At 61.8% G+C, this 24,331-nt stretch carries 14 protein-coding genes and 2 tRNA genes; 7 read left to right on the forward strand and 9 right to left on the reverse strand.

The window, feature by feature from the left end:
- Positions 1-22 precede the first annotated feature (22 nt).
- Positions 23-721: a lipid A-modifier LpxR family protein gene (locus tag B3H86_RS07025; RefSeq protein ID WP_292052329.1), complete on the forward strand. Its 699-nt coding sequence runs from the start codon at positions 23-25 to the stop codon at positions 719-721.
- Positions 722-757: 36 nt separating this feature from the next.
- On the opposite strand, the gene B3H86_RS07030 is transcribed toward B3H86_RS07025, so the two are convergent.
- Entirely contained in the window at positions 758-2,515 is a 1,758-nt protein-coding gene (locus tag B3H86_RS07030) for a gamma-glutamyltransferase family protein (protein WP_292052330.1), read from the reverse strand.
- Positions 2,516-2,693: 178 nt separating this feature from the next.
- Here B3H86_RS07030 and B3H86_RS07035 point away from each other — a divergent pair.
- Positions 2,694-2,770: transfer RNA gene (locus tag B3H86_RS07035), tRNA-Arg, on the forward strand.
- 127 nt (positions 2,771-2,897) lie between these two features.
- On the opposite strand, the gene B3H86_RS07040 is transcribed toward B3H86_RS07035, so the two are convergent.
- On the reverse strand, positions 2,898-3,527 hold the full coding sequence (locus tag B3H86_RS07040; protein ID WP_292052332.1) for a TetR/AcrR family transcriptional regulator: 630 nt from the start codon (positions 3,525-3,527) through the stop codon (positions 2,898-2,900).
- Between the two features lie 148 nt (positions 3,528-3,675).
- Between B3H86_RS07040 and B3H86_RS07045 the strand changes: the two genes are divergently transcribed.
- The 3 genes from B3H86_RS07045 to B3H86_RS07055 all read left to right on the forward strand — a co-directional run bounded on the left by B3H86_RS07045 (position 3,676) and on the right by B3H86_RS07055 (position 7,592).
- Positions 3,676-4,314, forward strand: a complete 639-nt coding sequence (locus B3H86_RS07045; protein ID WP_292052334.1) for an SDR family NAD(P)-dependent oxidoreductase — start codon at positions 3,676-3,678, stop codon at positions 4,312-4,314.
- Between the two features lie 253 nt (positions 4,315-4,567).
- Entirely contained in the window at positions 4,568-6,169 is a 1,602-nt protein-coding gene (locus B3H86_RS07050) for a GMC family oxidoreductase (protein ID WP_292052335.1), read from the forward strand.
- A gap of 4 nt (positions 6,170-6,173) precedes the next feature.
- Positions 6,174-7,592: a coniferyl aldehyde dehydrogenase gene (locus B3H86_RS07055; RefSeq protein WP_292052337.1), complete on the forward strand. Its 1,419-nt coding sequence runs from the start codon at positions 6,174-6,176 to the stop codon at positions 7,590-7,592.
- A 22-nt stretch (positions 7,593-7,614) separates the two neighbouring features.
- Here B3H86_RS07055 and B3H86_RS07060 read toward each other — a convergent pair whose 3' ends face one another.
- The 7 genes from B3H86_RS07060 to B3H86_RS07090 all read right to left on the reverse strand — a co-directional run bounded on the left by B3H86_RS07060 (position 7,615) and on the right by B3H86_RS07090 (position 21,618).
- Complete coding sequence (locus tag B3H86_RS07060; RefSeq protein WP_292052339.1) at positions 7,615-8,256, reverse strand: TetR/AcrR family transcriptional regulator; 642 nt, start codon at positions 8,254-8,256, stop codon at positions 7,615-7,617.
- A gap of 363 nt (positions 8,257-8,619) precedes the next feature.
- Positions 8,620-10,686, reverse strand: a complete 2,067-nt coding sequence (locus B3H86_RS07065) for a hypothetical protein (protein ID WP_292052341.1) — start codon at positions 10,684-10,686, stop codon at positions 8,620-8,622.
- A 74-nt stretch (positions 10,687-10,760) separates the two neighbouring features.
- Positions 10,761-14,438, reverse strand: a complete 3,678-nt coding sequence (locus B3H86_RS07070; RefSeq protein WP_292052343.1) for an outer membrane protein — start codon at positions 14,436-14,438, stop codon at positions 10,761-10,763.
- A gap of 18 nt (positions 14,439-14,456) precedes the next feature.
- The gene (locus tag B3H86_RS07075; protein ID WP_292052345.1) at positions 14,457-19,334 is read right to left on the reverse strand and encodes an isopeptide-forming domain-containing fimbrial protein; all 4,878 of its coding nucleotides are present in this window, start codon (positions 19,332-19,334) and stop codon (positions 14,457-14,459) included.
- A gap of 1,018 nt (positions 19,335-20,352) precedes the next feature.
- Positions 20,353-20,429, reverse strand: a tRNA-Arg gene (locus tag B3H86_RS07080).
- 98 nt (positions 20,430-20,527) lie between these two features.
- Positions 20,528-21,316 (reverse strand): SDR family oxidoreductase, encoded by a 789-nt coding sequence (locus B3H86_RS07085; protein WP_292052347.1) that lies wholly within the window; start codon positions 21,314-21,316, stop codon positions 20,528-20,530.
- The gene (locus B3H86_RS07090; RefSeq protein WP_292052349.1) at positions 21,313-21,618 is read right to left on the reverse strand and encodes a 4a-hydroxytetrahydrobiopterin dehydratase; all 306 of its coding nucleotides are present in this window, start codon (positions 21,616-21,618) and stop codon (positions 21,313-21,315) included. Before B3H86_RS07090 ends, B3H86_RS07085 begins: the two co-directional genes overlap by 4 nt.
- Before the next feature lie 129 nt (positions 21,619-21,747).
- Between B3H86_RS07090 and B3H86_RS07095 the strand changes: the two genes are divergently transcribed.
- A complete protein-coding gene (locus B3H86_RS07095; protein WP_409450244.1) occupies positions 21,748-22,548 on the forward strand; it encodes a class I SAM-dependent methyltransferase in 801 nt (266 codons plus the stop codon).
- On the forward strand, positions 22,536-24,119 hold the full coding sequence (gene ubiB, locus B3H86_RS07100; protein WP_292052351.1) for a 2-polyprenylphenol 6-hydroxylase: 1,584 nt from the start codon (positions 22,536-22,538) through the stop codon (positions 24,117-24,119). Before B3H86_RS07095 ends, ubiB begins: the two co-directional genes overlap by 13 nt.
- Positions 24,120-24,331 lie beyond the last annotated feature (212 nt).

Raw genomic sequence — 24,331 nt, forward strand, 5'->3', positions numbered from 1 at the left:
GTACTGTGTCGCCCTTTGCGCGATGGCATTTCTGGCTCCCGCAGGTGCAGCCCTCTGCCAGTCCAGCGACTGGTCCGTCGATCTGGACCGACGCACCCTCACCGCCCTGCCTTCGGGCGAGGTCTGGAACCACGAGCAACAGAGCTTCACCAATACCGCGGGCGACCGCTGGACGGTGCGCCGCACCCTGCCCCTCGATACGCCCTTGGCCCTCAGTCGGCCCGATGCGCACAAGCGCGATGTCTCTGTGACATGGAGACACGACTGGACGGCATTGCACGAAACCGCAGCCTCGGGGCTTGAGCTGTCGCTTTCGCCACATGCAGGAATCGACTGGCATGAACGCGGATCATCGGCTGTGGCCGGGGCCACCCTGCGCGTCGGTCGCGGTCTGGACCGGATTGCTCCCAATGGCGACCTACGCTTCGGACAAAAAGCGCGCTGGTATCTGTTTGCCTCGGGCTCGAAGCGGGCCATCGGCTATAATTTCATGCGCCACCGCGATGGAGGAATCTCGAACGAGGGATTGAGCAACGACCTGGGTCAAAGCGCCCTGGGCGATGCGGCTGTGGGCGTGGCGTGGCGCAAAGGACCGATCCAGAGCACGGTCGGCATCGCCTATCGTGAAGTCGATATCCAGGGTCTGCGCGGTTATGACGGCCTCAGGACCGACGTAGACGAAGGCGTTCTGGCCTTCCAACTGACCATACGTCCGCAATAGGAAAGGCCGGATCAGTGATCCGGCCCTCCAGTGTCCTTATTGTGTGAGAGCCACGCCTTCTCGGCGCGGATCGGCACCGCCATCCCAACGACCGTCACGCCACATTGCGCCATGCAGGCCCGAGGTTTCCGTCGCATTGGGGCGCAGTTCCATTCCCGCGGCCTTCAGAGCATCGCGGATAGCGGGCGAGATCTGGTCGGTATCGGCACCCACCATCTGTCCGCGAACGACAAGATTGGGCAGGGCAATGGCGTCCTGCATCGTCATGTCCCACTCGACCACGCCCACCAGTGTCTTGGCCACATAGGCCAGAATGGACGAACCGCCCGGTGATCCGATCGCTCCGACAAGATTGCCTTCGCGGTCCAGAATAATGGTCGGGATCATGGACGAACGCGGGCGCTTGCCGGCGGCCACGGCATTCGGTGCGGGATGTCCATCCTCGTTAGGGGTGAAGGAAAAGTCGGTCAGCTGGTTGTTGAGGAAGAAGCCCCCCGCCATCCGGCCAGAACCGAAATAGGACTCTACCGTCGTGGTCATACTCACGGCATTACCCGCCGCATCGACCACCACGAAATGGGTGGTGCCAGTGGGCTCGTGGGTGGCATCCGACAGGGCGGGGGCCGAACCCGTAGGGCGGCCTGCCTCGACCGGTCCGTTGACATGCGGGGCCAGGGCCGCGCGCGAGGCCACATAGTCCTTGTCCAGCAGGCCCGAGATCGGCACGCCCACAAAGTCCGCGTCACCGACATAGCGGTCACGGTCAGCGTACATCAGTCGTTGCAAGCGCCCCAGTGCCACCCATGCCTCCGGGCTGTCCTTGCCCTTTGCGAGGTCAGGCGTCTGCTCGGCCATACCCAGGAACTGGAGCATGGCAACACCGCTGGAAGGCGGTGCGGGGACACACACCAGATAGACACGATAGGGGCGGCACAGCGGATCGCGCCGCAACGGGCGGTAGCTGGCGAAGTCGCTCATGGTAAGAACACCGGGGCGCGGATCGGCGCGGGTGGCGGCAATCATCTGCTCGGGCAGTTCCCCCTGATAGAATACGCTCGGCCCCTCGGCGGCCAGTCGGCGCAGGGTATGGGCATATTCAGGGTTCTTGAGGATATCGCCCGCCTGATAGCGCGTGCCGTCAGGCTTGGTGAAATAACGGGTGGCCCATTCGCTGATGGACTGGTTGCGGCCGGCATTGATGAACCCGGCCAAACGCGGCGACACGGCAAAGCCGTCACTGGCCAGACGTTCCGCCTCCGCGAACAGCCGGTTCCATTGCAGCGTACCGTGGTCCTTATGGGCCATACCCAGCATAGCCACAACGCCGGGCACCCCTGTCGAGCGTCCCGACAGCACAGCATCGATAAAGGCCAGCGGCTTACCGTCCTCATAGAAAAGCTCTGGCGAGGCCGCAGCCGGAGCCGTCTCGCGGCCGTCATAGGCGGTGATCTGGGATGTCTGCGCATCATAGACCATCATGAAGGCCCCGCCCCCCAGACCGGAGGACTGCGGCTCAACGAGGCTGAGTACGGACTGGATCGCCACAGCGGCATCCACTGCCGAACCCCCATCGCGCAGAATCTGCATGCCGGCTTCTGCGGCCAGCGGATTGGCAGCCGCCACGAACGGCCCCCGTGCCTTGGAAGGCGATTGGTCCGCCCGTGCCGAGGCCACAGGCGCTGTCTGGGCCACGGCGAACGGAGAAGGCAGACAAAGGGCCGTCGCCGCCAAAAAGGCTATCGAAAGCGCAGTCTTGCGCGCGCTCCCGCCTGTCCGGTCAAAAATTGCCGCCATAATCCATACTCCTACCGCGCAATGAGAGACTTATGCCTAAGCCGTGAGGTCAGTTCCGCCAACCCAAGATTTTCTTTCGCTTTTTTCGATTTTCCTATTGCCATCTCAAAAGCGGAAAGCTAGATAGCCCACCTCGCCGCGGGGCACTGCACCACGGTCGAGACGAAAAAGACAATGCGCACCCGTAGCTCAGCTGGATAGAGCATCAGACTACGAATCTGAGGGTCAGGAGTTCGAATCTCTTCGGGTGCGCCATCTTTCCTCTCTGAATCAGCAGACAGAATATCGATTACGTCACGACACTGTCTCGTGGCGTTTTTTGCGTTTTAGGCTCTGATTTACACGGATTGCGTCGCTGTGGTCACGCTTCCTGCCGCACGCGTCAACTTTGCAGACTGGCCAGCCAGGCGCGGCACATATCGTTCAAACGATCTTGAAGCGCCGCGATCTGCGCCTTGTCCAGTTCACGCTCTAAGGCATTGCGGACCGCACCGTATATGACTGTGGTCAGGGCCAGATTGATCGCCTCTACCCCTTCCGAAGGAAGATCGGGGGCTTGGCGAAACATCGACATGGTCGCCGCATCCACCCGCGCCGCAAACGCCTTCATCAGCGCATTATTATCCAGCGTCGCCACTGACCGATAAAGCGCCTGCGTCAGCTCGGCGCGCTCGGTTTTGGTGGTCCAATAGGTATGCGTCAGCGCCGCGACCATCTTAGCCGCAGGCTGTCCAGCCATGACGGTGCAGGTTGCCTCGACGCGCTCGGCCAGTGTGTCCAGATAACGCGCATTCAGCGCGATGATCAGCGCCTGCTTGTTCGGAAAATACTGGTACAGGGTGCCCACCGAGACGCCCGCGCGTTCGGCCACCCGCGTGGTCGTCAGCCTATCAACGCCATCGGACAGTAAAACCTGAATCGTGGCTTCGAAAATCGCATCCACCGTGACCCGCGATCGGGTTTGAACCGGCAGTTTTCGAGGCTTTGCCGCCGCAGCACCTTGGGCCGTCATATGCGAATCCTAAATGCGAATATTCCTTCATATACTGCGCTCAAGCTTATGAAGGAAACGCACAAATGGTTGAAAACCGCATCGCTTTGGTGACCGGGGCAATAAGGGCATCGGCCTGGAGATCGCGCGCAAACTGGCACAGGCCGGTGTGCGGGTTTTCATCGGAAGCCGCGATCTTTCGCGCGGCGCACAGGCTGCCGAAACCTTGGCCACACAAGGCTTGCAGGCCACAGCGATCCGGCTCGATCTCGATCAGCCGCAAACGCTTTCCGAGGCCGCTGAGATCATCGCCGCGGACCATGGTCGTTTGGACATACTGGTGAACAATGCGGGCATCTTCGACCTTGCCGATACCCCACCCAGCCAAGCCTCTCTGGAGGCCGTCCGCCGTACGATGGAGGTCAACTTCATCGGCCCACTGGCCGTCACTCAGGCCATGCTGCCTTTGCTGCGCCTGTCGCCCGCTGCGAGCATCGTCAACGTCTCTAGCGCTCTAGGTTCTTTGTCGCTGAACGCAGACCCCGGCTCGACCTACCATTCACAGCAGTTCATCGGCTATAACGCCTCCAAGGCCGCTTTAAACATGCTGACGATCCAGCTTCACGAAGAGCTGCGGGATACGGCCATCAAGGTGAACGCGATCAGCCCCGGTTTCGTGAGAACAGATCTGACCGGCGGTTATGGAGACATGTCTCCCGAAGAAGGCGCACGCCTGCCCGCGCAATACGCGCTAAATCCCGAATGCAGCGGCGGCTTTATCGAACCCGCCGGAAAAGCTCCCTGGTAAGCGGCCCTGACGGATAGATGCCGAAGATTCAGCAAGTGTAGAGACACAAGTCTCTGTTCTCATGTAAGTTTTCTTGCTGTGCAGAAATATTGCCTGCACCTGCGGCATGAAACTTTTCGCTAGGTCAAGATAAGAGACCACTATTCACATCTGCTGGTAATAATAGGGTGAGGAAACACATAATTTTCCTCTCTTGGCGCAGCAAATCATGTGTACTGGCCTGAGTAGGCGTAGGTGATGGAGGCACGCTGCGATGACCCAGGTGTATGATTATGTGATCGTCGGTGCCGGTTCGGCCGGATGTGTTCTGGCCGATCGACTGTCGCGCGATCCGTCGGTTTCGGTGTTGGTTCTGGAGGCGGGCGGCAGCGACAAAAACTTGCTGGTCGAAGCGCCGCTGATGGTCGGTCAGGCCATCGCCTCCAAGACGCTGGACTGGCACCACTATACGGCCCCTCAGAAAGAGCTGAACAATCGCCGCCTGTTCTGGCCGCGGGGAAAGGTGCTGGGCGGTTCCAGCTCCATCAATGCCATGCACTATATCCGCGGCGCGGCGGCCAACTATGACGAGTGGCGCGATGTCTACGGGGCGGATGGCTGGGGCTGGGACGCGGTACTGCCTGCGTTCAAACAGGTGGAAGGCCGCGTTGCGGGGGCCGACAACTGGCACAACCATGACGGCCCGCTGTCGGTTCAGGATATCGATCCTCTCAATCCGCTGACCGAAGCCTTTTTCGAGGCGTGCGCGGAAAATGGCATTACCCGCATCCATGACATGAACGGGGCCGACCAGTACGGATGCAGCCCCTATCAGGTGACCCAGAAGGGCAACAGACGGTGCAGCGCGGCGGTGGCCTTCCTGCGCCCGGCCATGAGCCGCCCCAATCTGACCGTGCTGACCCATGCGCTGGCCAGCCGTGTCCTGCTGGAAGGGACACGGGCCACGGGGGTGGAGTACCGCAAGAACAAGCGCACACACACCCTCACGGCCCGCCGCGAGGTGATCCTCAGCGGCGGGGCCATCAACTCGCCGCAACTGCTGCAACTGTCGGGGATCGGTGACGCAGCTTGGCTGCGCGAGGCCGGCGTCAACCCGCTCATTGACCTGCCGGGCGTGGGTCGCAACCTTCAGGACCATCTGGATGTTCTGGGGCAGATCACCACCCGCAGCACCACTTCGCTGGGGATTTCCCCCGCGACGCTGGGCGCGTGGGCGGGCAGCGTGGTCAGCTTCCTCGCAGACAGGCCCGGCTTGCTCAGCACCAATCCGGTTCAGGGCGGTGCCTTCTTCAAATCCTCGCGGGCGGGCGACCTGCCGGACCTTCAGTTTGCCTTCATCCCGGCCAAGGTCGCTCCACATGGTGCCCGCCTGCCGTTCGGCCACGGGGCATCGCTGCACGTCTGCCAGCTCTATCCGCACAGCCGGGGCGAACTGCGCATCACCTCCAGCGATCCTGCACAGCATCCCCTGATCGATCCCAACTACCTGTCCGATCCGGAGGACTTGGAAGTCATGCTGGACGGGATGCAGATGGCCCGCGAGGTGCTGCGAAACAGCGCCTTCGATTTCGACCGCAAAGCCGAAATCTGGCCCGATCCCGCCTATACGAGCCGCAGCCAGTTGGCCGATGACCTGCGCGCCCGTGCCGAAACCCTGTACCATCCGGTCGGAACCTGTGCGATGGGCCGTGGCGAACTGGCCGTCGTCGATCCCTCACTGAAGGTTTATGGCACCGAGGGGCTGCGCGTTGTTGACGCCTCGGTCATGCCGCGCCTCATTGGCGGTAACACCAACGCCCCCACAATGATGATCGCCACCCGCGCCGCGGATATCATCCTCTCGGGTCAGGACTGACACCATGAGCCACGACATCGCCTCCCTCAACGCCCTGCTGGATGCCCAGCGTTCCGCCTTTCTGGCCGAGCCGAACCGCGCGCTCGATCTGCGCAGGGCCGATCTGAAGAAGATCGAAGCCCTGATGGCCGACCACCAACAGGAATGGGTGAATGCGGTCAGCGCCGATTTCGGCCACCGGGCAGAGACAGAGACCCGACTGCTGGAACTGTCCGTCGTCACTCGCGGCACCAAGGACATGCGTCACAAGCTGGCCCGCTGGATGAAGCCCCAACGCGTGCCGACACCGCTGATGGTACAGCCGGGCCGCTCATATGTGCGTCGCGATCCAAAGGGCGTGGTCGGGATTGTGTCGCCGTGGAACTATCCGGTGCAACTGGCCATGCTGCCACTGGCCACCGCACTGGCTGCCGGTAACCGCGCCATCATCAAACCCTCGGAACTGACGCCGGCGACAAACGCGTTGATGGCCCGTTTGTTGGCCCAGGTGTTTCCGGCCGATCAGGTCACGGTCGTCGAGGGCGGTCCGGACGTGGCAGAGGCCTTTTGCGCCCTGCCCTTCGATCATCTCTTCTATACCGGATCCACCCGTGTCGGGCGCAGTGTGGCCGCCGCCGCAGGCCAGAACCTTGTGCCGGTCACGCTGGAACTGGGCGGCAAGTCGCCGGCCATTGTCGCCCCGGATTATCCCCTCGACGATGCCGCCCATTCCATCGCATGGGGTCGCTTCCTGAACGCAGGGCAGACCTGTGTGGCGGTCGATAATGTGCTGGCCGTCGGCAGCCCCGAGCGGGCCACGGCCATTGGCCGCGCCGTCGCCGAAAAAGCCGCCGCCTTCTATCCGGACTTTGCCCATAATCCCGACTATTCGAGCGTGATTGCGGGCCAGCATTTCGCGCGGCTGGAATCAATGGTCGAGGAGGTCCGCGCCGCCGGAGCGGAGGTAATCCAGCCCGCTCACGATGCGGACGCGGTACGTCAGACGCGCAAATTCCCGCCCACCGTCGTGATCAATCCCCCCGAAACATCACGCATGATGCGCGAGGAGATTTTCGGCCCCATCCTTCCGGTCATATCCAAGCCGGACCTTCAGGCCGCAGCCGACCATGTGAACAGCCATGACCGACCTCTGGCCCTCTATGTGTTTTCGCAAAACAGCCGCGAGGTCGAACAGCTTCTGGACCACACCCATTCGGGGGGTGTCACCGTCAATGCCGCCATGCTGCATCTGGCCAACGATCAACTGCCATTCGGAGGCAATGGCCCCAGCGGTCAGGGGGCCTATCACGGCAGGTTCGGCTTTGACGAACTGACCCACCCGCGTGCCGTTTTCAAAGCCGGACGCTGGCATTCGACGCGACTTGTTGCGCCGCCCTATGGCAAGCTGGCCAAGCGCATCACCGATATCGCCCTGAAGATGTGAACCCCCGAGGGGATCGGCGCGATCAGGCGTCCGATCCCTTGACGGCGACAGCCATCACGCCGCGCATAAGGGTGCGGACAACCTCGCGGGCAACTTCCAAGGGCAGGGTTTGTTCACGTCGCAAACCCTGCCAGTTTGCCCAGCTGGTGGCGGCCACCAGGCTCGAGATATACAGCCCTGCCTCGTCATCCGGCAGGCCGGCGAAATACTGGGCGAACAGGCTCTCGACGGTCATGCGGTGGACTGCGTCGTCACCCTGCATCAGTTCGCACAGCACGGGATAGTCACGCGCCAGGTGCATGGCCGCACTGCGAACCGGCATGACGTATTCGTACAGCTCGCTCGCCCGCTCCGAGAAGGCCAGTATACGCTCTTCCAGTGACCCGTCCGCAGGATCGCGGCGCGGGAAACGACGCAAGGCCTCTTCGCGCTGAAGCTGGTATGCGGCTGTCAGCAGCTCGCTTACGTCTGCATAGTGGCGGAAGATCGAGCGACGTGACACGCCCGCATGATCCGCCACCGCGTCAGTCGTCGGCATGGTGCCGGTTTCACGAACCAGCTCCAACATCGCCAAGGCAATCACAGCGCGGCTGCGCTCGCTGCGGAGGTGGCGACCATCCGGAGCGGTTTTTGCCCTGTTTTCCTGCTGTATAGTCACTGCCACTACGTACTCTTCTTACCCTACCCCCAGCACCCCCATTTAGCGAACCGATAAAACAATGCGCCTCGCAGATACAGTGTGGCTGTGGTCTGGCGGCGCAATGGACAGGGTTCGCTGGGGGATAACGGAAGGCCTTGAGACCAAACTGCTAAATTGAATGCCCTTTTGCCAGTCGTATTGCGCCAACTACGGGTTACTACGCACATTAAGCCGAACATGATGGTTCACTGTGAAATGCGTCGAAAATAGAACCGTCACCCCGGTTGAAAGCCGCTGGCTCATCCGACTGAAACAAAAAAGCGCGCCAGAGAGAAAATCTCTTGCGCGCCCCTTTTGAANNTGGCGCGCCCTTTATGAACGCACGGGTTACAGGCCGCTTGCCGTTGCACGGCAGGTCAGCGTGACCACCACCTGACCACCGTTGGGGAAGGTGGGAATGGTGACACCGCTGGCCAGGGTCTGGGCGGTAATGTTTGAAGGACAGGTCGCGCCTCCCGTCGCCGTACAGGTAGGCGGCGGCGTTACGGAACAATCCATGCCCGCACCCGGGGTGTCCTGAAGGACCGTGTTGTTTGCCGCATCCGGACCGGCGTTAACCGCCGTGATAGTCCAGACGATATTCTGGCCGGAACGGACAGTCGGGGTGCTCGTGGTTTTGGTCACGCGAACATCCGCACCCTGGCGGGTATTGGTGATCGAACAGGTCACAAGCCGTCCGCTATCACCCGGAGCGATCGTCAGGACAGCACCGTTGACGGTGCCGCCATTGCAGGACCAGGCGCTGGCGTTGTAGCGACCCACGTTCGAAGCGCCCAAGGTCTCGCTCAGATTGAACTGAGCCCCCAGCGGCGCTTGAACCGCGGAACCAAACAGGCTTTCCGATGGGGTACTGGCGGTCGTAGTCAAGGTCGCCGATGGCGTGGTCGAAGAGGTGGCACTCAGTTGCGCCGTATCACCGACGTTCGCATTTACCCAAGTCTTGCTCAGACGTAGCGTTGCATTCAGCGCGAGGACCAGCGTCCCGTTTGTAGTGTTGTTCGCTGCGTTATAGTCGTTGTTGGCAGAATCGCTGTCACCATTCGGGATCGAAGGATCCACTTCGACAGGCATGTTGAATGTGCCCGTTGCCGCTGGCGAAGCCGGAGCCACGTTGAAGGTGTAGCTCTGCGTGCCGCCCGTCGCACCCGGCGATGCAGCCGCATTGAGCGCGCCCACCGAGCAGGTGACAATGTTCGCAGCCTGAGTACATCCGGTCGGCAGGTTGGAAGCGACCCAGTTGGTCGGGATGGTTGCGCGCACGCGGAACTGGTCACCTGCGACCGTAGCGCCCGGGCCCAGGTTGCTGACCGTGATGGTCACCGGCTGGGTCTGGCCATAGACGGTATAGGTCTGCGGCGGCGATACCACCGTCGGCGTCAGATCGGGACGGCCGTCGACGTTCAGGGTACACGAGCTATCCTGTCTGTCAGTCAGGGTAATACCCGTAACGCAGCTGCCCGTGGTGACATAGGCATTGTCATAGGCACCGCCCGCGAATGCGGACGGACGCCCGGAGACAATCGCCCCATAGCCCGAGTTCGGAACGACATAGACTTCCGACGCCGAGTTATACCCCTGTCCATTATTGGCCGCCGCCGCATACGGGATGCGTTGGGAACCCGTCATGGTGCCGGAGACAAGCAGGGTAGAACCGCGGCGCAGGTCGACCCGCCATCCCGTCGCACTCAGCGTCTTGTCCCAGGCGAAGTCGCTGAAGGTCATGATCGCCGAATGGCGCGCCTGGATCAGGCGACCGCAATAGACGTTGAGACCGTCCCAGCCCTCACCGCCGGCCTGCGCGAACAGACCGGTAACCAGCGGGTTCGCGGCGGTGCCGCAGAATGGTCCGCGATTGACGTGATTGAGGGGGGTCTCGATGGTGCCGGCCGTGATGCTTTGGGAATCCGGTCCCGGAACATCGAACCAGTTGGTACCGGCAGAGACCGTGATTGCGGCACAGTTCAGGCCGATCGACGATGTCCACGGTGCATTGCTGGTGTTGCGTTCCGTACCGAAGAAGCTGCGCCCGACAAGGTTGGTGTTGCAATAGGCACTTTGAGGGGCCAAGGCGAAATTATAGGATGACGTAGAGGCTCCCGGTGTTCCATTGCTGGTAGTCTGGGTCAGCGTAACGGTGTTGCCATCCGTCGCAACCGTCGAGCAATAGATACCCACCTGCGCCGACATACCGACCGTACTGGAGGTCCCGCCGACCCCCTTATCCCGGTGATAGATGCCGGTCATGATCTGTCCGGAAGGACACGCCACGGCCCCCGTACCCGGGTCGCCTTTGTTCGAACCGATCGTTCCGGTGACCGTCGCATTTTGCTGCACGCCGATACCGGCCTGAGCATAGGCTCTGTCGGCACCGAGCATTGCCAGCGTAGCCGCCACGACAGCACACGCAATCTGCTTGCCTCTATTCTGAGGATGCTCACGGTAAACTAGCATTTCCGATTGCCCAGCCATCAATAGTAACCCACGAGATTGATGAACCATCCGCGATGGTCATATTCAAAGTTGGTCAGGTCGTCTGAAAACTCTGTAAAGTTGTAGCCGACACCGATACGGAAGTTCTTGGTCAGGTCGCGATCGACGCCCACCAGGAAGCCTTGGCGGGTGCCACCGTTGTCAACGGACAGGTGACGGTATTCCGCCAATGCGTGCCACCTGTTGCGCAGGTCGTAGCGAAGCTGACCCGCCAGCAGGGTGGCATCGGACTCGAACCATTGGCCCTGTCCACGTTGCATGCGCACCTCGCCAATACGGCGGGCGGCCTTGGCGGCGACTTCCCAGCGCTGGTCGAACTGGTAGACGCCTTCCATCGACAGGATCTGGGTCTTCTGGTCGTACTGTGCGCCGCCGAACTGGCCAGCAGAGGCCATATCGTGCAGGTAGGAGTAGCGACCGAAGACGCCCCAACGGCTGTTGTCCCAAGGGCGGTAGGCGAAGCCTGCATTGCCCTCGATGAACTTCGCGCCCTGCGCCGGGTTCAACTGGTCCTCGGTTTCCGAGTAGTTGAAGCGGCCCGCCACGCGCCAGCTTTCGTTGATCTTGTGGTGGATGCGGTTGGTTGTGACCCACTGCTCGCGCTGTTCGGCACCCTTGTCCTGGCGCCATTCGATGCGGCTCTGCCATTCGGTGCGCGGCGAGGTATGGCCCAGGCGGCCACTGATCGCAAAGCGATCGACCTTGCCACCCGCTTCATTGGTGAGCTCACCGTCCTGAATGGTCAGGCCAGTAGTCCAGCCGCGCCCCGGATAGAAGTCCAGGCCCACAGTATGCGCCAGACCCGAGCGGTTCGGCTCCTTGATGTACTGGCTCTCGTTGAACAGGCTCAGGCGGTTAGACAGGCGTGAACGCTGGCCGATGGTCCAACCGTTCTGGGATACCGGGTTGAGAACCGGATGGTATTCCAGAGTGTCAGGCGACGTGGTGTAAGAGCCGTAGATCGTACGGTCATTGCCCAGACGATATTCGGCGTTCAGCGTCGCCGCATCGCCACGGTCACCGGTGCTGACTTCGGCACCTACGGTCGAACGGTCACCGAACTGATACTGGGCACCCAGCATGTAGCGGTCATTATCCGCATAGGCTCCGCCATCATCGTCCAGCGTCAACTGGGCCTGACCGAAGACCTCAAGGCCCGGCTTCAGGCGGCGGGTATAGCGCAGTGCGCCCAGTACGCCCGTGCCATTGGAGAATTGGGTCTTCTCCTCGACGCGGCGTACTTCGGCGGTGACACTGTTGTCGACGTCCAGACGCCAGTCCAGCAGCGCCTGCGCCTGTGTCAGGCTTTCCTGGCCCAGACGGTTGCGCGCATAGCGCATGTACAGTTCCAGCGAAGGCGACAGCTCGCCCAAAACCTCTGCACCGTATTGCTCCAGCGGCTCGCCGCTCGGATACAGTGAGGTGGAGTAGCCGTTGGTCGTCTCGCGCCACCAGGCCCCTGCGGTCCAGTTCAGCGAGGTCAGACCCAGCTCGTTGAGGTTCACACGACCCTCAACCGACTTGGCATCGCCGCTTTGCGCGTTGTTGGTACCCAGAGGCTGGAAGCTCAGTCCGCCATTGCTCGAGAAGAATGACGGGGCGGACAGGGATTCCGTCTCGGCATACTCGGCCTTGAGGTAGGTCCCTTCCCCTGCCCGCAAGGTCACGTCCGCGCCAAACAGCGTATAGTCCTGACCCGCGCGGTCTTCATCCACATAGGTGGCACCGACGCCGATATGGTCGCCGAACCAGTGTTTGCCGCGCAGACCCCAGGTCATACCGTCGGCATCGAAGCCGCTGGGGACCCACTCATAGTCTACGGTCAGCTTCTGGGTCATCCCTTCCAGCGGCGTATTGCGCGAGATGGAGATGGTGTTGGCACGGGTGATCTGGGCCAGCGGGCGCGTCAGGATCAGACGGCCCTGGAAGTGGTCGATCTCGTAGTCCACGCCACGCAGCAGCGGCACACGCGCCTCGCTGCGGCCGGAAACCGGATCGATCACCTCGACAACAACCTGCTCGGAGCCGGGCAGAATGTCGGTATTACGCAGGTAGTACAGGCTGCCGCCCGTGCCGAGGAATTCGTTGCGGCCCGGCAGGGTCTGTGCCTCGGAACCGAAGGCGCGGACCTGGGTGACGGCCTCGCCCCAGCGGTTGGCCTCTTCCGAACGCCACCTCAGTGCGCCGCCGTAGAGCGAACGAGTGTACTGGGCGAACTCCGTGCCTTCCAGATCCGTCTGATAGTTCCCCCACACAGCCTGGTTCTTGTCCCAGTCCATGCGCAGGTAGAAACGGCCCATCGTGTCGACATCGCGATAGACGGTCGAGTCATCGCCATAGGTCGGATAGTACATATCCGGGTCCAGACGGCGGAAGATGTCGTACGGGTACGCACGACCGAAATCATTGAACAGGCGGTCCAGTTCACGCTCGGTCGTATCCATCTGCGCGGTCAGGAGGTAGCGCTCCTTGAACCGGCTCTTCAGATAGAAGGCCAGACGGCCATCGGTCAGGATGTCGTCCTCGCGCTGCTGGATCGAGGCCTGACCCGAGGTCGAGACATCGTTCTGCTGGATGGTCACATCGGCAATCGCGACGGCGAAGAAGTATTTGCCATCAAGGTCGGTATCCAGACGGTAGGTCTGAGGCTGACCGCGACCGCCGATGCCGATATCGAACGTATGGCGGCCCAGCGGCATCAGGAACTCTGCGGCCAGCTTGCCTTGTTGGTCGACCGGATAGTTTTCGCCATTGATCGTCACGGCACGGTCGGTCGGAACATCCGAGCCCATGATCCGCACGCGCGAAGCGTTGATCGGAATATTCTGCAGACGCAGACCGTTACCCGAGAACACATTGTCGGTCAGGCTGCGGCCAAGCGCCTGCTCGACCGTGCCGGTAATACCGGTAGCGCGCTCATAGGTCGTGCGAAGGGCATTGAGCTGGCGATCCACATCCTCCGGACGCGCCAGTTGCAGGCGGGCACGGTAGGTTTCGTCGCGCGCACCGTCGGCACTGAAGGCACGCAGGACATAGATCAGCTCGTCACCCACGCGCGGCAGGCGGTCGGACGACATCTGCCCGTCCCAATCGACCTGCGTTATCGCAGCGGGCTCCACCGGCAATACCGCCAGCGGTCGCACCAGATCGATATCGGTGCCGCGATAGATGGAAATCTCCATCCGGTCGACAAACGACGGATAGTTGGTCCGGATCATGAAGGTGACCGGCTTGATCACCCGTTCGCCGTCGAAGGGCACAAGTCCGGAGGCCGAGATCGCCATTTCCGGTACACCGGGATTAGGATCCTCGACCGCCCAGATACGCCCGCCATTTGGCAGATCGATACCGAACCGGCCCGCGACATCGGCCCGTCCCGGTTCGGCAGGAGCCGAAGGCGCCTGGGCCGGTGCGTAGATGTCGGCGCGACGGTCGGCCTGCAGCTCGGACGAGCTGGAACGCTCGTCCGTGCCGCGTGTGACCGGCTGTTGGTCACCGACGCTGCGCAGGCGCAACAGCACCTCGCCGCGGGCAGTGCAGGCCTCGCCCGCACATTCGGCAGGCACCGTTTGTGCAGGCTGGCTTTGCGCTGCCGCAAGTGCCGGAAGGGAAACGCTGGCCAGCAGCGTTGCCAAAGTCAGATCAAAACGTTTCATCTTCACTTTCATCTCCCCTTAGCGACCGGCAGCCGGGCCGGACGATGCGGGAAGCCCGACATCTTCGACTGTTACGCGCACGTTGGTGTTGGCAGGCAGACGCTCCGACAGGGCGCGGGACACGGCTTGTGCGCGTCGCATTCCCAGTTCGGCATTGTAGGCGGACGCGCCACGAACATCGGCACCACCAACAATGGTCACCTCACGGTGAAGGTTCCCCTTCAACTGGTCAGCGATTGTATCCAGCAGGCCCTTATGCTCGGGACGGATATCCGCCTTGTCCGTGTCGAACAGCACGGTGCCCAGACGAACTCTCTCGCCCGACAGGGACACCAGGTTCGGCGCGCGGACCTCGGTGCGTACCGCGACCGTCAGGTTGGTACGCTCCGAAGGTGCCAGCTTGGCTTCGAGAGCCGCCTTCACCCCCTGGGCGCGAGCCAGGGCCAGGCCCTCGCTCTCGCCGTTGGCGACGATGACGATTTCGCCACCGCGGTATTCACGGACACGCTCAGCCATCTGGTCCAGCAGACCTTCGTGCTCGGGGGCGACATTGGCCGCTCCCGGGGCGAACGCCACCTGACCCAGCTCCAGCTCGATCAGTTGACGGCCACCCGGGATCACTGCCGACGGGAAGCGGACACCCCAGTCGAAGCGGACCGGAACACCCGGAGTGATGCGGCGGACCAACGGGTTCTCCGTGGTGAACTCCGCACCGTGCGGCAGGGACGCGGGATCGACCTTCATGATGAAGTTGCGACCGCGACCCGTATCGCCACCCTGAATATCGGTCAGGTGGAAGCGACCGAACTGGTCGGTCTCGATGATGAGACCTTCGACCGTACCGATGCGGACGCCCGGGATACCGCGCTCATCGATGCCCATGTTGCGGATGATGTAATCCACCACATAGCCATCGCCGTCTCGGGTCATACGACGCTCGACCTGCGGGTCGGCACCGTTCAGACCGCGGGCCGCATCGCCGGACTTCTCGACCGAGGTGTTGCCAGCCGCATCCATGCGGACCGTCACACCCTGGCGGTTGGTCAGGACGAAGTCGTCCGTGAAGGTCGGCGCGGTCAGGCGCTGACGGATCACGACCGTGGCCGGAGCCGTGGCTTCAGACTGGCGACCGGCAAGGTCACCGATCTGGATGCCGTGCAGCATCGGCGAGGAGGCATCTGCCACCGGTGCCGGACCTGCGCCGCGGTCCATCGTCGTCGAACCGGCGACATAGACCTCCGGAGCAAAGCCGCCCTGGACCTTGATGCCGCTCATCGAAGCCGCATCCTGCCAGCCGTCGCCGTCGCGGTCGTCGAAGACCGTGCCGAAGATCAGGCTGTCATCAAAGACCGGATCACCATCCATAGAGACCTCGGCGGTCGCAGGGTTGGAGATATCCTTGCCGTCCTTGTCCGTGACGATGGCGGTGTTGATGTGGGTCCCCTGACGGACACCCGCACCCACACGCATCAGGTAGCTCACCGTGGCCCGCTCGCCCGAAGCGACGTCAATGCCGCCGATCCGGATCGGGCCGGTGCCGGTGACGGAGCCGAAGTTGTCGGCATCAGCCACCACCAGAGAGCCTTCCACATAGGTGAAACCGGCAGCCGGGGTATCGATCACGGTCGCATTGACCAGGTTCGGACCCGACAGGTTCTCGATCGTCAGGGTGTAGCGAACCAGATCGCCGACCTTGACCGTCTTGACGCCAGCCACCTTGGTCAGACGGATCAGCGGATCCTCGACCTTGTGCTCGACCTCACAGGTCACGCACTCGGGCTTGTTGCCAGCCGGGGTTTCACCGCGGATCTGGTTGCGAACACGACCGTCTGCATCCGCGCCGACCACAGCCTGATAGGTGAAGCTGTAGCTACCCACAGTCGTGCCAGCCGGCAGCACACAGCTCAACTCGCGGCCATTCATCGTACAGCCGTTCGGCGTGGACGTGATGGTCAGACCCTGGCTCGGTGTATCGATCAGGGTCAGCGGAGCCGACAGTGCCGCACCTTCGACCGTGGCCGTGACCGTGTAGTCAATGGTCTGGCCCACTTTGACCTCGGTGCCTGCAGGCGGGTTCGAAGTCTTCACCAGCTTGATCGTCGGATCGACGATTGGGGTGATCACCTCGCACGAACCCTCGCAGACGATCTCGTCTCCACCCGTACCGACGACGGCATTCTTGACCGTGTTGGCGGCGGTGGCATTCACCACTGCGGTGTAGACGACAGCGTACTGGCCAGGAGGCGTGTTCGCCGGAAGCGTACAGACCAGCGGATTGGCGGCGTTACAGGTGAAGGCACCCGCATTCACGACCGAACCGAAGTCCAGACCTGCACCCAAGGTATCGGTCAGGGTGAAGACCTGCGTCAGCTGCGAGTTCGTGACCGTCGCCGTGACCGTATAGGTCAGGACGTCACCCACGCGTGCCACTGCATTGGCAGCCAGGTCGATCGTCTTGTTCAGCGCGATGCGCGGATCAAGGACCGGCACGACCACGTCACAGTTCACCGTACAGACCGGGTTCTCACCGGTGCCGACCACGGCGTTGCGGACATTGGCCGTCGCCTGGGCGTTCACCGTCGCGGTGTAGCTCAGGGCATAGGTGCCCGGAACCGTACCGGCCGGCAGCGTACAGACCAGCGGGTTGGTGGCGTTACAGGTGAAGGCACCTGCGCTCGTCACCGCACCGAAGTCCAGACCCGTGCCCAGCGTATCGGTCAGGGTGAAGACCTGGGTCAGCTGCGAGTTCGTGACCTCAGCCGTCAGCGTATAGGTGATGGTGTCACCCACCTTCACCGGACCTGCCGTGTTGGCAGACTTGGTGTAGGTCACCGACGGATCGCTCAGCGGAATCTCGATCGTACAGATACCTGTACAGGTTGGATTATCACCGCCCGAGCCGACAACGGCATTGGTGACGCGACCCACAGCTTCTGGCGTTACACGCAAGGTGTAGAGGACATCATACTGACCCGGCAGGGTGCCGCGCGGAAGAACGCAGGTCAGCGGATTGGTACCCGAGCAGTTGAAGATGCCGACGTTATCGAACGATACCAGCTCGTAACCCACACCCGGGTTGTCGATCAGGGTCACAGCGTCGCTGGTTTGCGAATACTGGACCGAGACGCGCAGCTCGAACTGAACCTCGTCACCGACCTTGACCGAAGCCGGACGGTTTACAGCAGCCTTGCGGTAGACAACGGCAGAGGGACGAAGCGGCGTATCGGTCGTGCACACGCCCGAGCAGCTGGGGTTGTCACCACCGGTGCCGACCACGGCGTTGCGGAGATTGCCCGTCGCCTGGGTATTCACACGCGCCGTATAGGTCAGTGCATAGTTGCCCGGAACCGTACCGGCCGGCAGGGTGCAGACCAGCGGGTTGGTGGCATTACAGGTGAAGGCACCCGCATTTGTCACCGCTACGAAGTCCAGGCCCGCGCCCAGCGTATCGGTGAGACGGACGATATCCGTCGTCTGAGACTTCGTGACAGCAACGTTCAGCGTATAGGTCAGGACGTCTCCGACCGCGGCCTGAGCCGGGCCGCTTACCGTCTTCGAATAGCCGACTTCCGGATCCTGGATCGGGGTGATGGTTTCGCAGCTGCCGACGCAGGTCGGATTATCACCGCCCCCGCCAACAACGACGTTACGCACATCACCGCTTGCCTCGCTGTTCACACGTGCGGTGTAGGTGAGGCGATAGGTGCCCGGCACGGTTTGGGCCGGAAGGACGCACACCAGCGGATTGGCGGCATTACAGGTGAAAATGCCCGCATCCGTAACCGCCACGAAGTCCAGACCGGTGCCCAGCGTATCGGTCAGGGTCAGGTCGGCGGTCGTACGTGAGTTGGAAACACGAGCCGTCAGCGTATAGGTCAGAATATCGCCGACCTCACGCTGAGTGGCCGGTGCATTCACCGACTTCGAATAGTTTACAGCCGGAGCCAGCACGGTCGTTTCCGTCGTACAGGCACCCACGCAGAGGGGGTTGTCACCACCGGTACCGACCACCGCATTACGCACCTGTCCGCTAGCCGAGGGGTTGACGCTCGCCTCATAGGTCAGGGTGTACTCACCCGGAACCGTACCGGCCGGCAGCGTACACTCCAGCGGATTGGCGGCATTACAGGTGAACACACCTGCATCCGTGACCTGCGAGAAGGTCAGGCCCGGGCCCATCGTATCGGTCAGGGTCACAACGGCGGTGGTTCGCGAGTTCTCGACCACAACACGCAGAGTGTAGGACAGAGTGTCGCCAACAGACGCCGCCGGCGAGTTGCCGTTGACACGCTTGTTGTAGGTGACGCGCGGAGCCCGGACGTCATTCTCGGTTTGGCAGATGCCCGAGCAGCTGGTGTTCGAACCCGTGCTGACAACATTGTTGCGGACCTTGCCGGTCGCTTCAGGGGTCACACGGGCCTGGTAGGTCAGGCTGTAGGTACCCGGCACCGTTCCGCTCGGCAGGGTACACGTAAGGGGATTGCCCGTTCCGCAGTTGAAGATGCCCGGGTTGGTCACCGACACAAACGCCAGACCCGGCCCCATGGTATCGGTCAGGGGCACAGCCACAATCGTCTGTGAGTTAATGACTTCAGCGGTCAGGGTATAGGTGATCAGGTCACCGACCGAGACAGCACCCGAAGGCGAGGCCGTCTTGCTGTACCTTACAGCGGGGTCCGCGACCCTGGTGGTCGTGCGGCAACCGTCAGCGGTGACACAGGTCGGGTTATCTCCACCGGTACCGACCACCGTATTGGTTACGGTACCAACAGCCGAAGGCAGAACAAGCGCCGTATAGGTCAGGGTATAGGTTCCGATTGCCCTTCCCGCCGGCAGCACGCAGATCAACGGCGAAGTGCCGGAGCAGTTGAACTGTCCGGCAGACGTGACCTGCAAATCTCCAAGGCCAGGCCCTAGCGTATCTGTCAGTGTGAGCGCATTCAGCGTTGCCGCCTGCGTCACGTTCACACTCACTGTGAATGTGACGCGCTCGCCGACCCTTACGGGTGTGAGCGGCGCTGCCGTCTTCCCGAAAGTGACTCTTGGCAAGGGCGTAACATTCGCTGTCGCCGTAGAGCTGTTGTTCCCGGGGGTGGGATCAATCAGCGCAGGATGCAGCGTCACAGTCGCTCTGTTGTTGACACTGGTTTGCGCGTGCGCAGGCGCTCCTCCGAGGAGGAACACGTTCAGTACAATAGCAAAGGCTACTATACAGTATAGCTTTATACGGTTAATCATGGCGTCATTCGGAACCCTGAACATCAGGTCCCCAAACGCGAATCCTCGACAAAGGTCGATGGGTGAAACTATATCAGATTGAAAAAATCAGCACCAAATATTGGCAAAACGAAAACCAATACTTATGGTCAAGCTTTTTGATTTCCTCAACAAATATAAGGGGAGTTCCGTAATTGAGGCCTAGACAGGACCCTTTTACGACCTCGCAAAATGCAATATGTCACTGACAACATTTTACAGTTATTACGCCAAAGTTAACTGTATTTTTCCCGGTACTCCTAATTTCTAGGCGATAGCTTTCTAGTTTTCGCAGGTTTGCAAGTTAACAAATTTCTCCGAAATACCGCTTTTGCGGAGAAGTTATGCTATCTCTTTCGACCCTAATACCATGCGAGTACAGGATCAGTATTATATGCTGAAGCTTGAGTATTATTAAGTATTGAAATTCAGGCGCAATTGGAGATTTGGCGGCGTTTTCGCCGCACCTGGACGCCCTACCGGACACTAACTCCGCAAGTGGAGAAACGCTCCCGACGAAATGGTCGTACGGGCGTATCCCGGGTCAGAACGCCCTGCCTTCCGGTTCAGAAGGCGCACAAGAGCAGCAGGCCGCGCAACCCGACGAACGGTCCCGAGGACGGTTTTTTCGTAGCGATTTGAATATGTTGGGAAAAACTGGCGCACCCGACAGGATTCGAACCTGTGGCCTTTGCCTTCGGAGGGCAACGCTCTATCCAGCTGAGCTACGGGTGCGGCTTCGGCGCGAGGCCGGAAAGGCGGGTGTTACAGCAAGGCGGTGACGGCCTCAACCCTGATCGTGCGCGCCGTCACCGAAGCTGTACATAAGCGCCCTATTGAGCGGTCATGCCGCCGTCGATCTTGAACTCCGAGCCGGTCACGAAACGGCTTTCGTCAGAGGCAAGATAGAGCACGCAATAGGCCACATCATCCGGCTCCCCTATGCGTTTCAGAGGTATGCCGCGCGCCAGTTTTTCGTGGGCCACCTCTACAGAGCCGCCGGACATGGCGATGAAAGGATCGAGGATGGGCGTCTTGATAAAGACCGGATGGACCGAATTCGCCCGCACGGTACCGCCAGCCTTGGCGCATTCCAGCGCCACGGTTTTGGTATAGAGCCAGACCGCAGCCTTGGTGGCGTTATAGGCCCCCATTCCAGGTGCCGCCGCCAGACCGGCAATAGAGGATATGTTGATGATGCTGGCGGCCGGAGCCGCTTTAAGATGCGGCATGGCATGCTTGCAGCCCAGCATGACGGACTCGATATTCACCGCCTGGACCCGGCGCCAGTTTTCCAGCGTATCCTGTTCGGCAAAGACCAGATTGCCGCCGATGCCGGCATTGTTCACCAGCACCGACAGCCCGCCAAGGTCCGAGGCCGCCTGCGCGACCACAGTCACCCAGTCCTCTTCCGATGTGACATCGTGGCGATAGGCATAGGCGCAGCCCGGTCGGGCGGCGTTCAGCGCATCCGCCAGCGCCTGTACGCCTTCAAGATCAAGGTCGGTCAGAGCGACCTTTGCCCCCTCCTCGACAAGACGGCGGGCCATAGCCTGCCCCAGTCCGCCTGCCGCACCCGTGATGAGGGCCGCCTTCCCCTCTACGCGGCCCTGACGGTTCATTTCACCTGCCCCTCGGCAATGCTGTCGATAAAGCGCGCCAGATCGATGTCGCGTTGGGTCACGCCGCCCGCATCGTGGGTGGTCAGGACGATTTCCACGCGGTTCCAGACATTGGACCATTCGGGATGGTGCTGTACCGCTTCGGCCTGAATGGCCACGCGGCTCATAAAACCGAAGGCTGCGTTAAAATCGGCAAACTCCAGCACCCGGCGTATGGCCGGACGGGAATCGTCGGCCTTGTGCCAGGCGGGTAGTTGCGCCAGCACGGCTTCAAGCGCGATCTGTTGCGGAGTCTGCACCATGAAACTTCTCTTCCCTATATGATTTTCCCAAGGCGTAACCCGCCCTACCCACAGCCGACAAGTCGCAGCCTGTCGCATTCTCGCCGATGGACGGATGACGCGGCGCAATACAGGCGCTAAACCTTGCGAATGACCTCCTCCGACGCGTCCTCCGCCAACCCTTCCGACAAGCTGTCGGGCAAGACCTCGTCCTTCGGTTTCCGCGATGTAGATGCGCGGGAAAAGGTGAAGATGGTGCGTGGTGTCTTTGACTCCGTCGCCTCCAACTATGATCTGATGAACGATCTGATGAGCGGCGGCGTGCACCGCATCTGGAAGGATGCCGCAGCGGCCAAGCTCAACGCCCGCCCCGGCGAGGTTATCCTCGATGTGGCTGGCGGTACCGGCGACATGGCCCGCCGCTATTCCAAGATGGCCCGCTCGGCACAGGAGCGTCGCGGCGGCAAGGACGCCCAGGTCATCGTGCTGGACTACAACGCCGAGATGATCCTTGCGGGCGTGCACAAGGGCGGCGAGCCGGAAATGGTCTGGACCGTCGGCGACGCCATGAGCCTGCCGCTGCCGGACGCCTCGGTCGATGCCTATTCCATCAGCTTTGGCATCCGCAACGTGGCCGATATCCCCGTCGCCCTGAAGGAAGCCCGCCGTGTGCTGAAGCCCGGCGGCCGTTTCATGTGTCTGGAATTCTCGCGCCCGACCACGGCCGTGATGCGCAAGGCCTATGACGCCTGGTCGTTCAACGCCATTCCGCGCATCGGCCAGCTGATCGCCAAGGACCGCGACAGCTACCAATATCTGGTGGAATCGATCCGCCGCTTCCCCGACCAGAACACCTTCAAGGCCATGATCGAGGACGCCGGCTTCAGCCGGGTGAGCGTGACCAATCTGACCGGCGGCGTGGCCGCCATTCACCACGGGTGGGCGATCTGAGCCGGCTGACTTTCAGAACTCCGCCGCCCAAACCGGAAGCGGTCAGGATCAAACATCCCCTGCGTTCAGCCTTTCGACTGATGCAGTGGGGGTGGGTTTTGGCGCGTCACGACGCGCTGATCCCGCGTGAGGCCAACAGCCTGATACCGGCTTGGAGCCGTCCGTTCGCGGGTCTGGTCCAAGCCTTTTCCAGCCGCAGGCTGCGCGCCGGTCGTCCCGGCCAGCGCGTCGGTGCCGCGTGTGAAAAACTGGGCCCCGTGGCCATCAAACTGGGGCAGGTCCTCGCGACGCGTGCCGATATTTTCGGTTTGCAGTTCGCACAGGACCTTGGCCACCTGAAGGACAAGCTGCCGCCCTTTTCGGTGGAGGAAGCAAAGCGCGAGATCGAGCGGTCGATCGGTCGCCCGCTGGACAGCCTTTACAGCCAGTTCGGTCCTGCGGTGGGTGCCGCTTCCCTGGCACAGGCCCACCCGGCCTATCTGGCGGATGGCCGCAAGGTCGCGGTCAAGGTTCTGCGTCCCGGCATCGAGAAGAAGGTCCATCAGGGTTTGGATGCCATGCGTCTGGGCGCGGGACTGGTCGACCGTCTGGTCGAACCGGCCCGCCGTCTGGAACCGCGCGCCTTTGTCGAAATCATCGCCCGTTCCCTGCAACTGGAACTGGACATGCGTCTGGAAGCCGCTGCGGCTTCGGAGCTGGCCGAGGTCATGGGCAAGGACGACTATATGTCCGCGCCCGGCGTCATCTGGGATGGCGTGGGCAAACGGGTGCTGACGCTGGAATGGGCCGACGGCCTGCCGATGACAGATCCGGCGATGGCGCAGTTGTCGGAGCAAGAGCGCAACCTGCTGGCTGACAAGGTGGTACGTGCCTTCCTCGTACAGGCGCTGGATCATGGTGTCTTTCACGCCGACCTGCACGAGGGCAATCTGTTCGCAGACGGCAGCCGCAAGGTAACGGCAATCGATTTCGGCATCGTCGGGCGCCTTGGCCCCGCCGAGAGACGCTATCTGGCGGAAATCCTCTGGGGCTTCATCAGCCGCGATTACGACCGTATTTCCCGCATCCACTTCGAGGCGGGTTATGTACCGCCGCACCATTCGGTGGATACGTTCGCACAGGCCCTTCGCGCCGTGGGCGAGCCGGTGATCGGCCGTGCGGCCTCTCAGGTTTCAATGGGCCGCCTGCTGGGCCAGCTGTTCGAGATTACCGCCCTGTTCGACATGCATCTGCGCCCCGAACTGGTGCTGCTGCAAAAGACGATGGTGTCAGTCGAGGGTGTGGCACGTCGTCTGAACCCCGATCACGACCTGTGGGAAGCCGCCAAGCCTGTTGTGGAGCGCTGGATCCGCCGCGAGCTGGGCGTTCAGGCACAGGCCAAGGAATTGCTGGATGATGCGCGCGACACGCTGAAGGCTTTGTCCAATCTCGCACAGAACCCTCCGCAGTCCCAGACGTTGATTGTCGAGCGCGCACGGGTGCCAACCTGGGTGGTGGTCACGGCCACTGTCTCGGCATGTGCTTCTGCGGCCGCCTTGATCTTGACGCTTTGGCCCAATCTTCTGGGCTGACCAACGGTCCCGAGGGACCACAGCCGAGGACCCTCCCCATGAAGAACATCGCAGTTTCCATCGGTTTTGCAGCCAGCTTGCTGGCTTCTTCCGCTGTGGCACAGAGCGCATCGCAGAATCCGGGTGCGGCGGCGACCCTACCCAACGCCTTTGACGCGCCGGCCAGCGGACAGCCTGCCACGCAGCAGCCCGCACCGGCCCAGGCTCCCGCC

The organism is Brevundimonas sp. UBA5866 (assembly GCF_002432125.1).
Classification (GTDB): Bacteria; Pseudomonadota; Alphaproteobacteria; order Caulobacterales; family Caulobacteraceae; genus Brevundimonas.

What these genes read in the sequence shown, in the direction of transcription:
- B3H86_RS07055 (WP_292052337.1), top strand. Translation starts at nt 6,174, where the DNA reads ATGAGCCACGACATCGCCTCCCTCAACGCCCTGCTGGATGCCCAGCGT.
- B3H86_RS07040 (WP_292052332.1), bottom strand. Translation starts at nt 3,527, where the DNA reads ATGACGGCCCAAGGTGCTGCGGCGGCAAAGCCTCGAAAACTGCCGGTT.
- B3H86_RS07070 (WP_292052343.1), bottom strand. Translation starts at nt 14,438, where the DNA reads ATGAAACGTTTTGATCTGACTTTGGCAACGCTGCTGGCCAGCGTTTCC.
- B3H86_RS07030 (WP_292052330.1), bottom strand. Translation starts at nt 2,515, where the DNA reads ATGGCGGCAATTTTTGACCGGACAGGCGGGAGCGCGCGCAAGACTGCG.
- B3H86_RS07085 (WP_292052347.1), bottom strand. Translation starts at nt 21,316, where the DNA reads ATGAACCGTCAGGGCCGCGTAGAGGGGAAGGCGGCCCTCATCACGGGT.
- B3H86_RS07090 (WP_292052349.1), bottom strand. Translation starts at nt 21,618, where the DNA reads ATGGTGCAGACTCCGCAACAGATCGCGCTTGAAGCCGTGCTGGCGCAA.
- B3H86_RS07050 (WP_292052335.1), top strand. Translation starts at nt 4,568, where the DNA reads ATGACCCAGGTGTATGATTATGTGATCGTCGGTGCCGGTTCGGCCGGA.
- B3H86_RS07025 (WP_292052329.1), top strand. Translation starts at nt 23, where the DNA reads ATGGCATTTCTGGCTCCCGCAGGTGCAGCCCTCTGCCAGTCCAGCGAC.
- B3H86_RS07095 (WP_409450244.1), top strand. Translation starts at nt 21,748, where the DNA reads ATGACCTCCTCCGACGCGTCCTCCGCCAACCCTTCCGACAAGCTGTCG.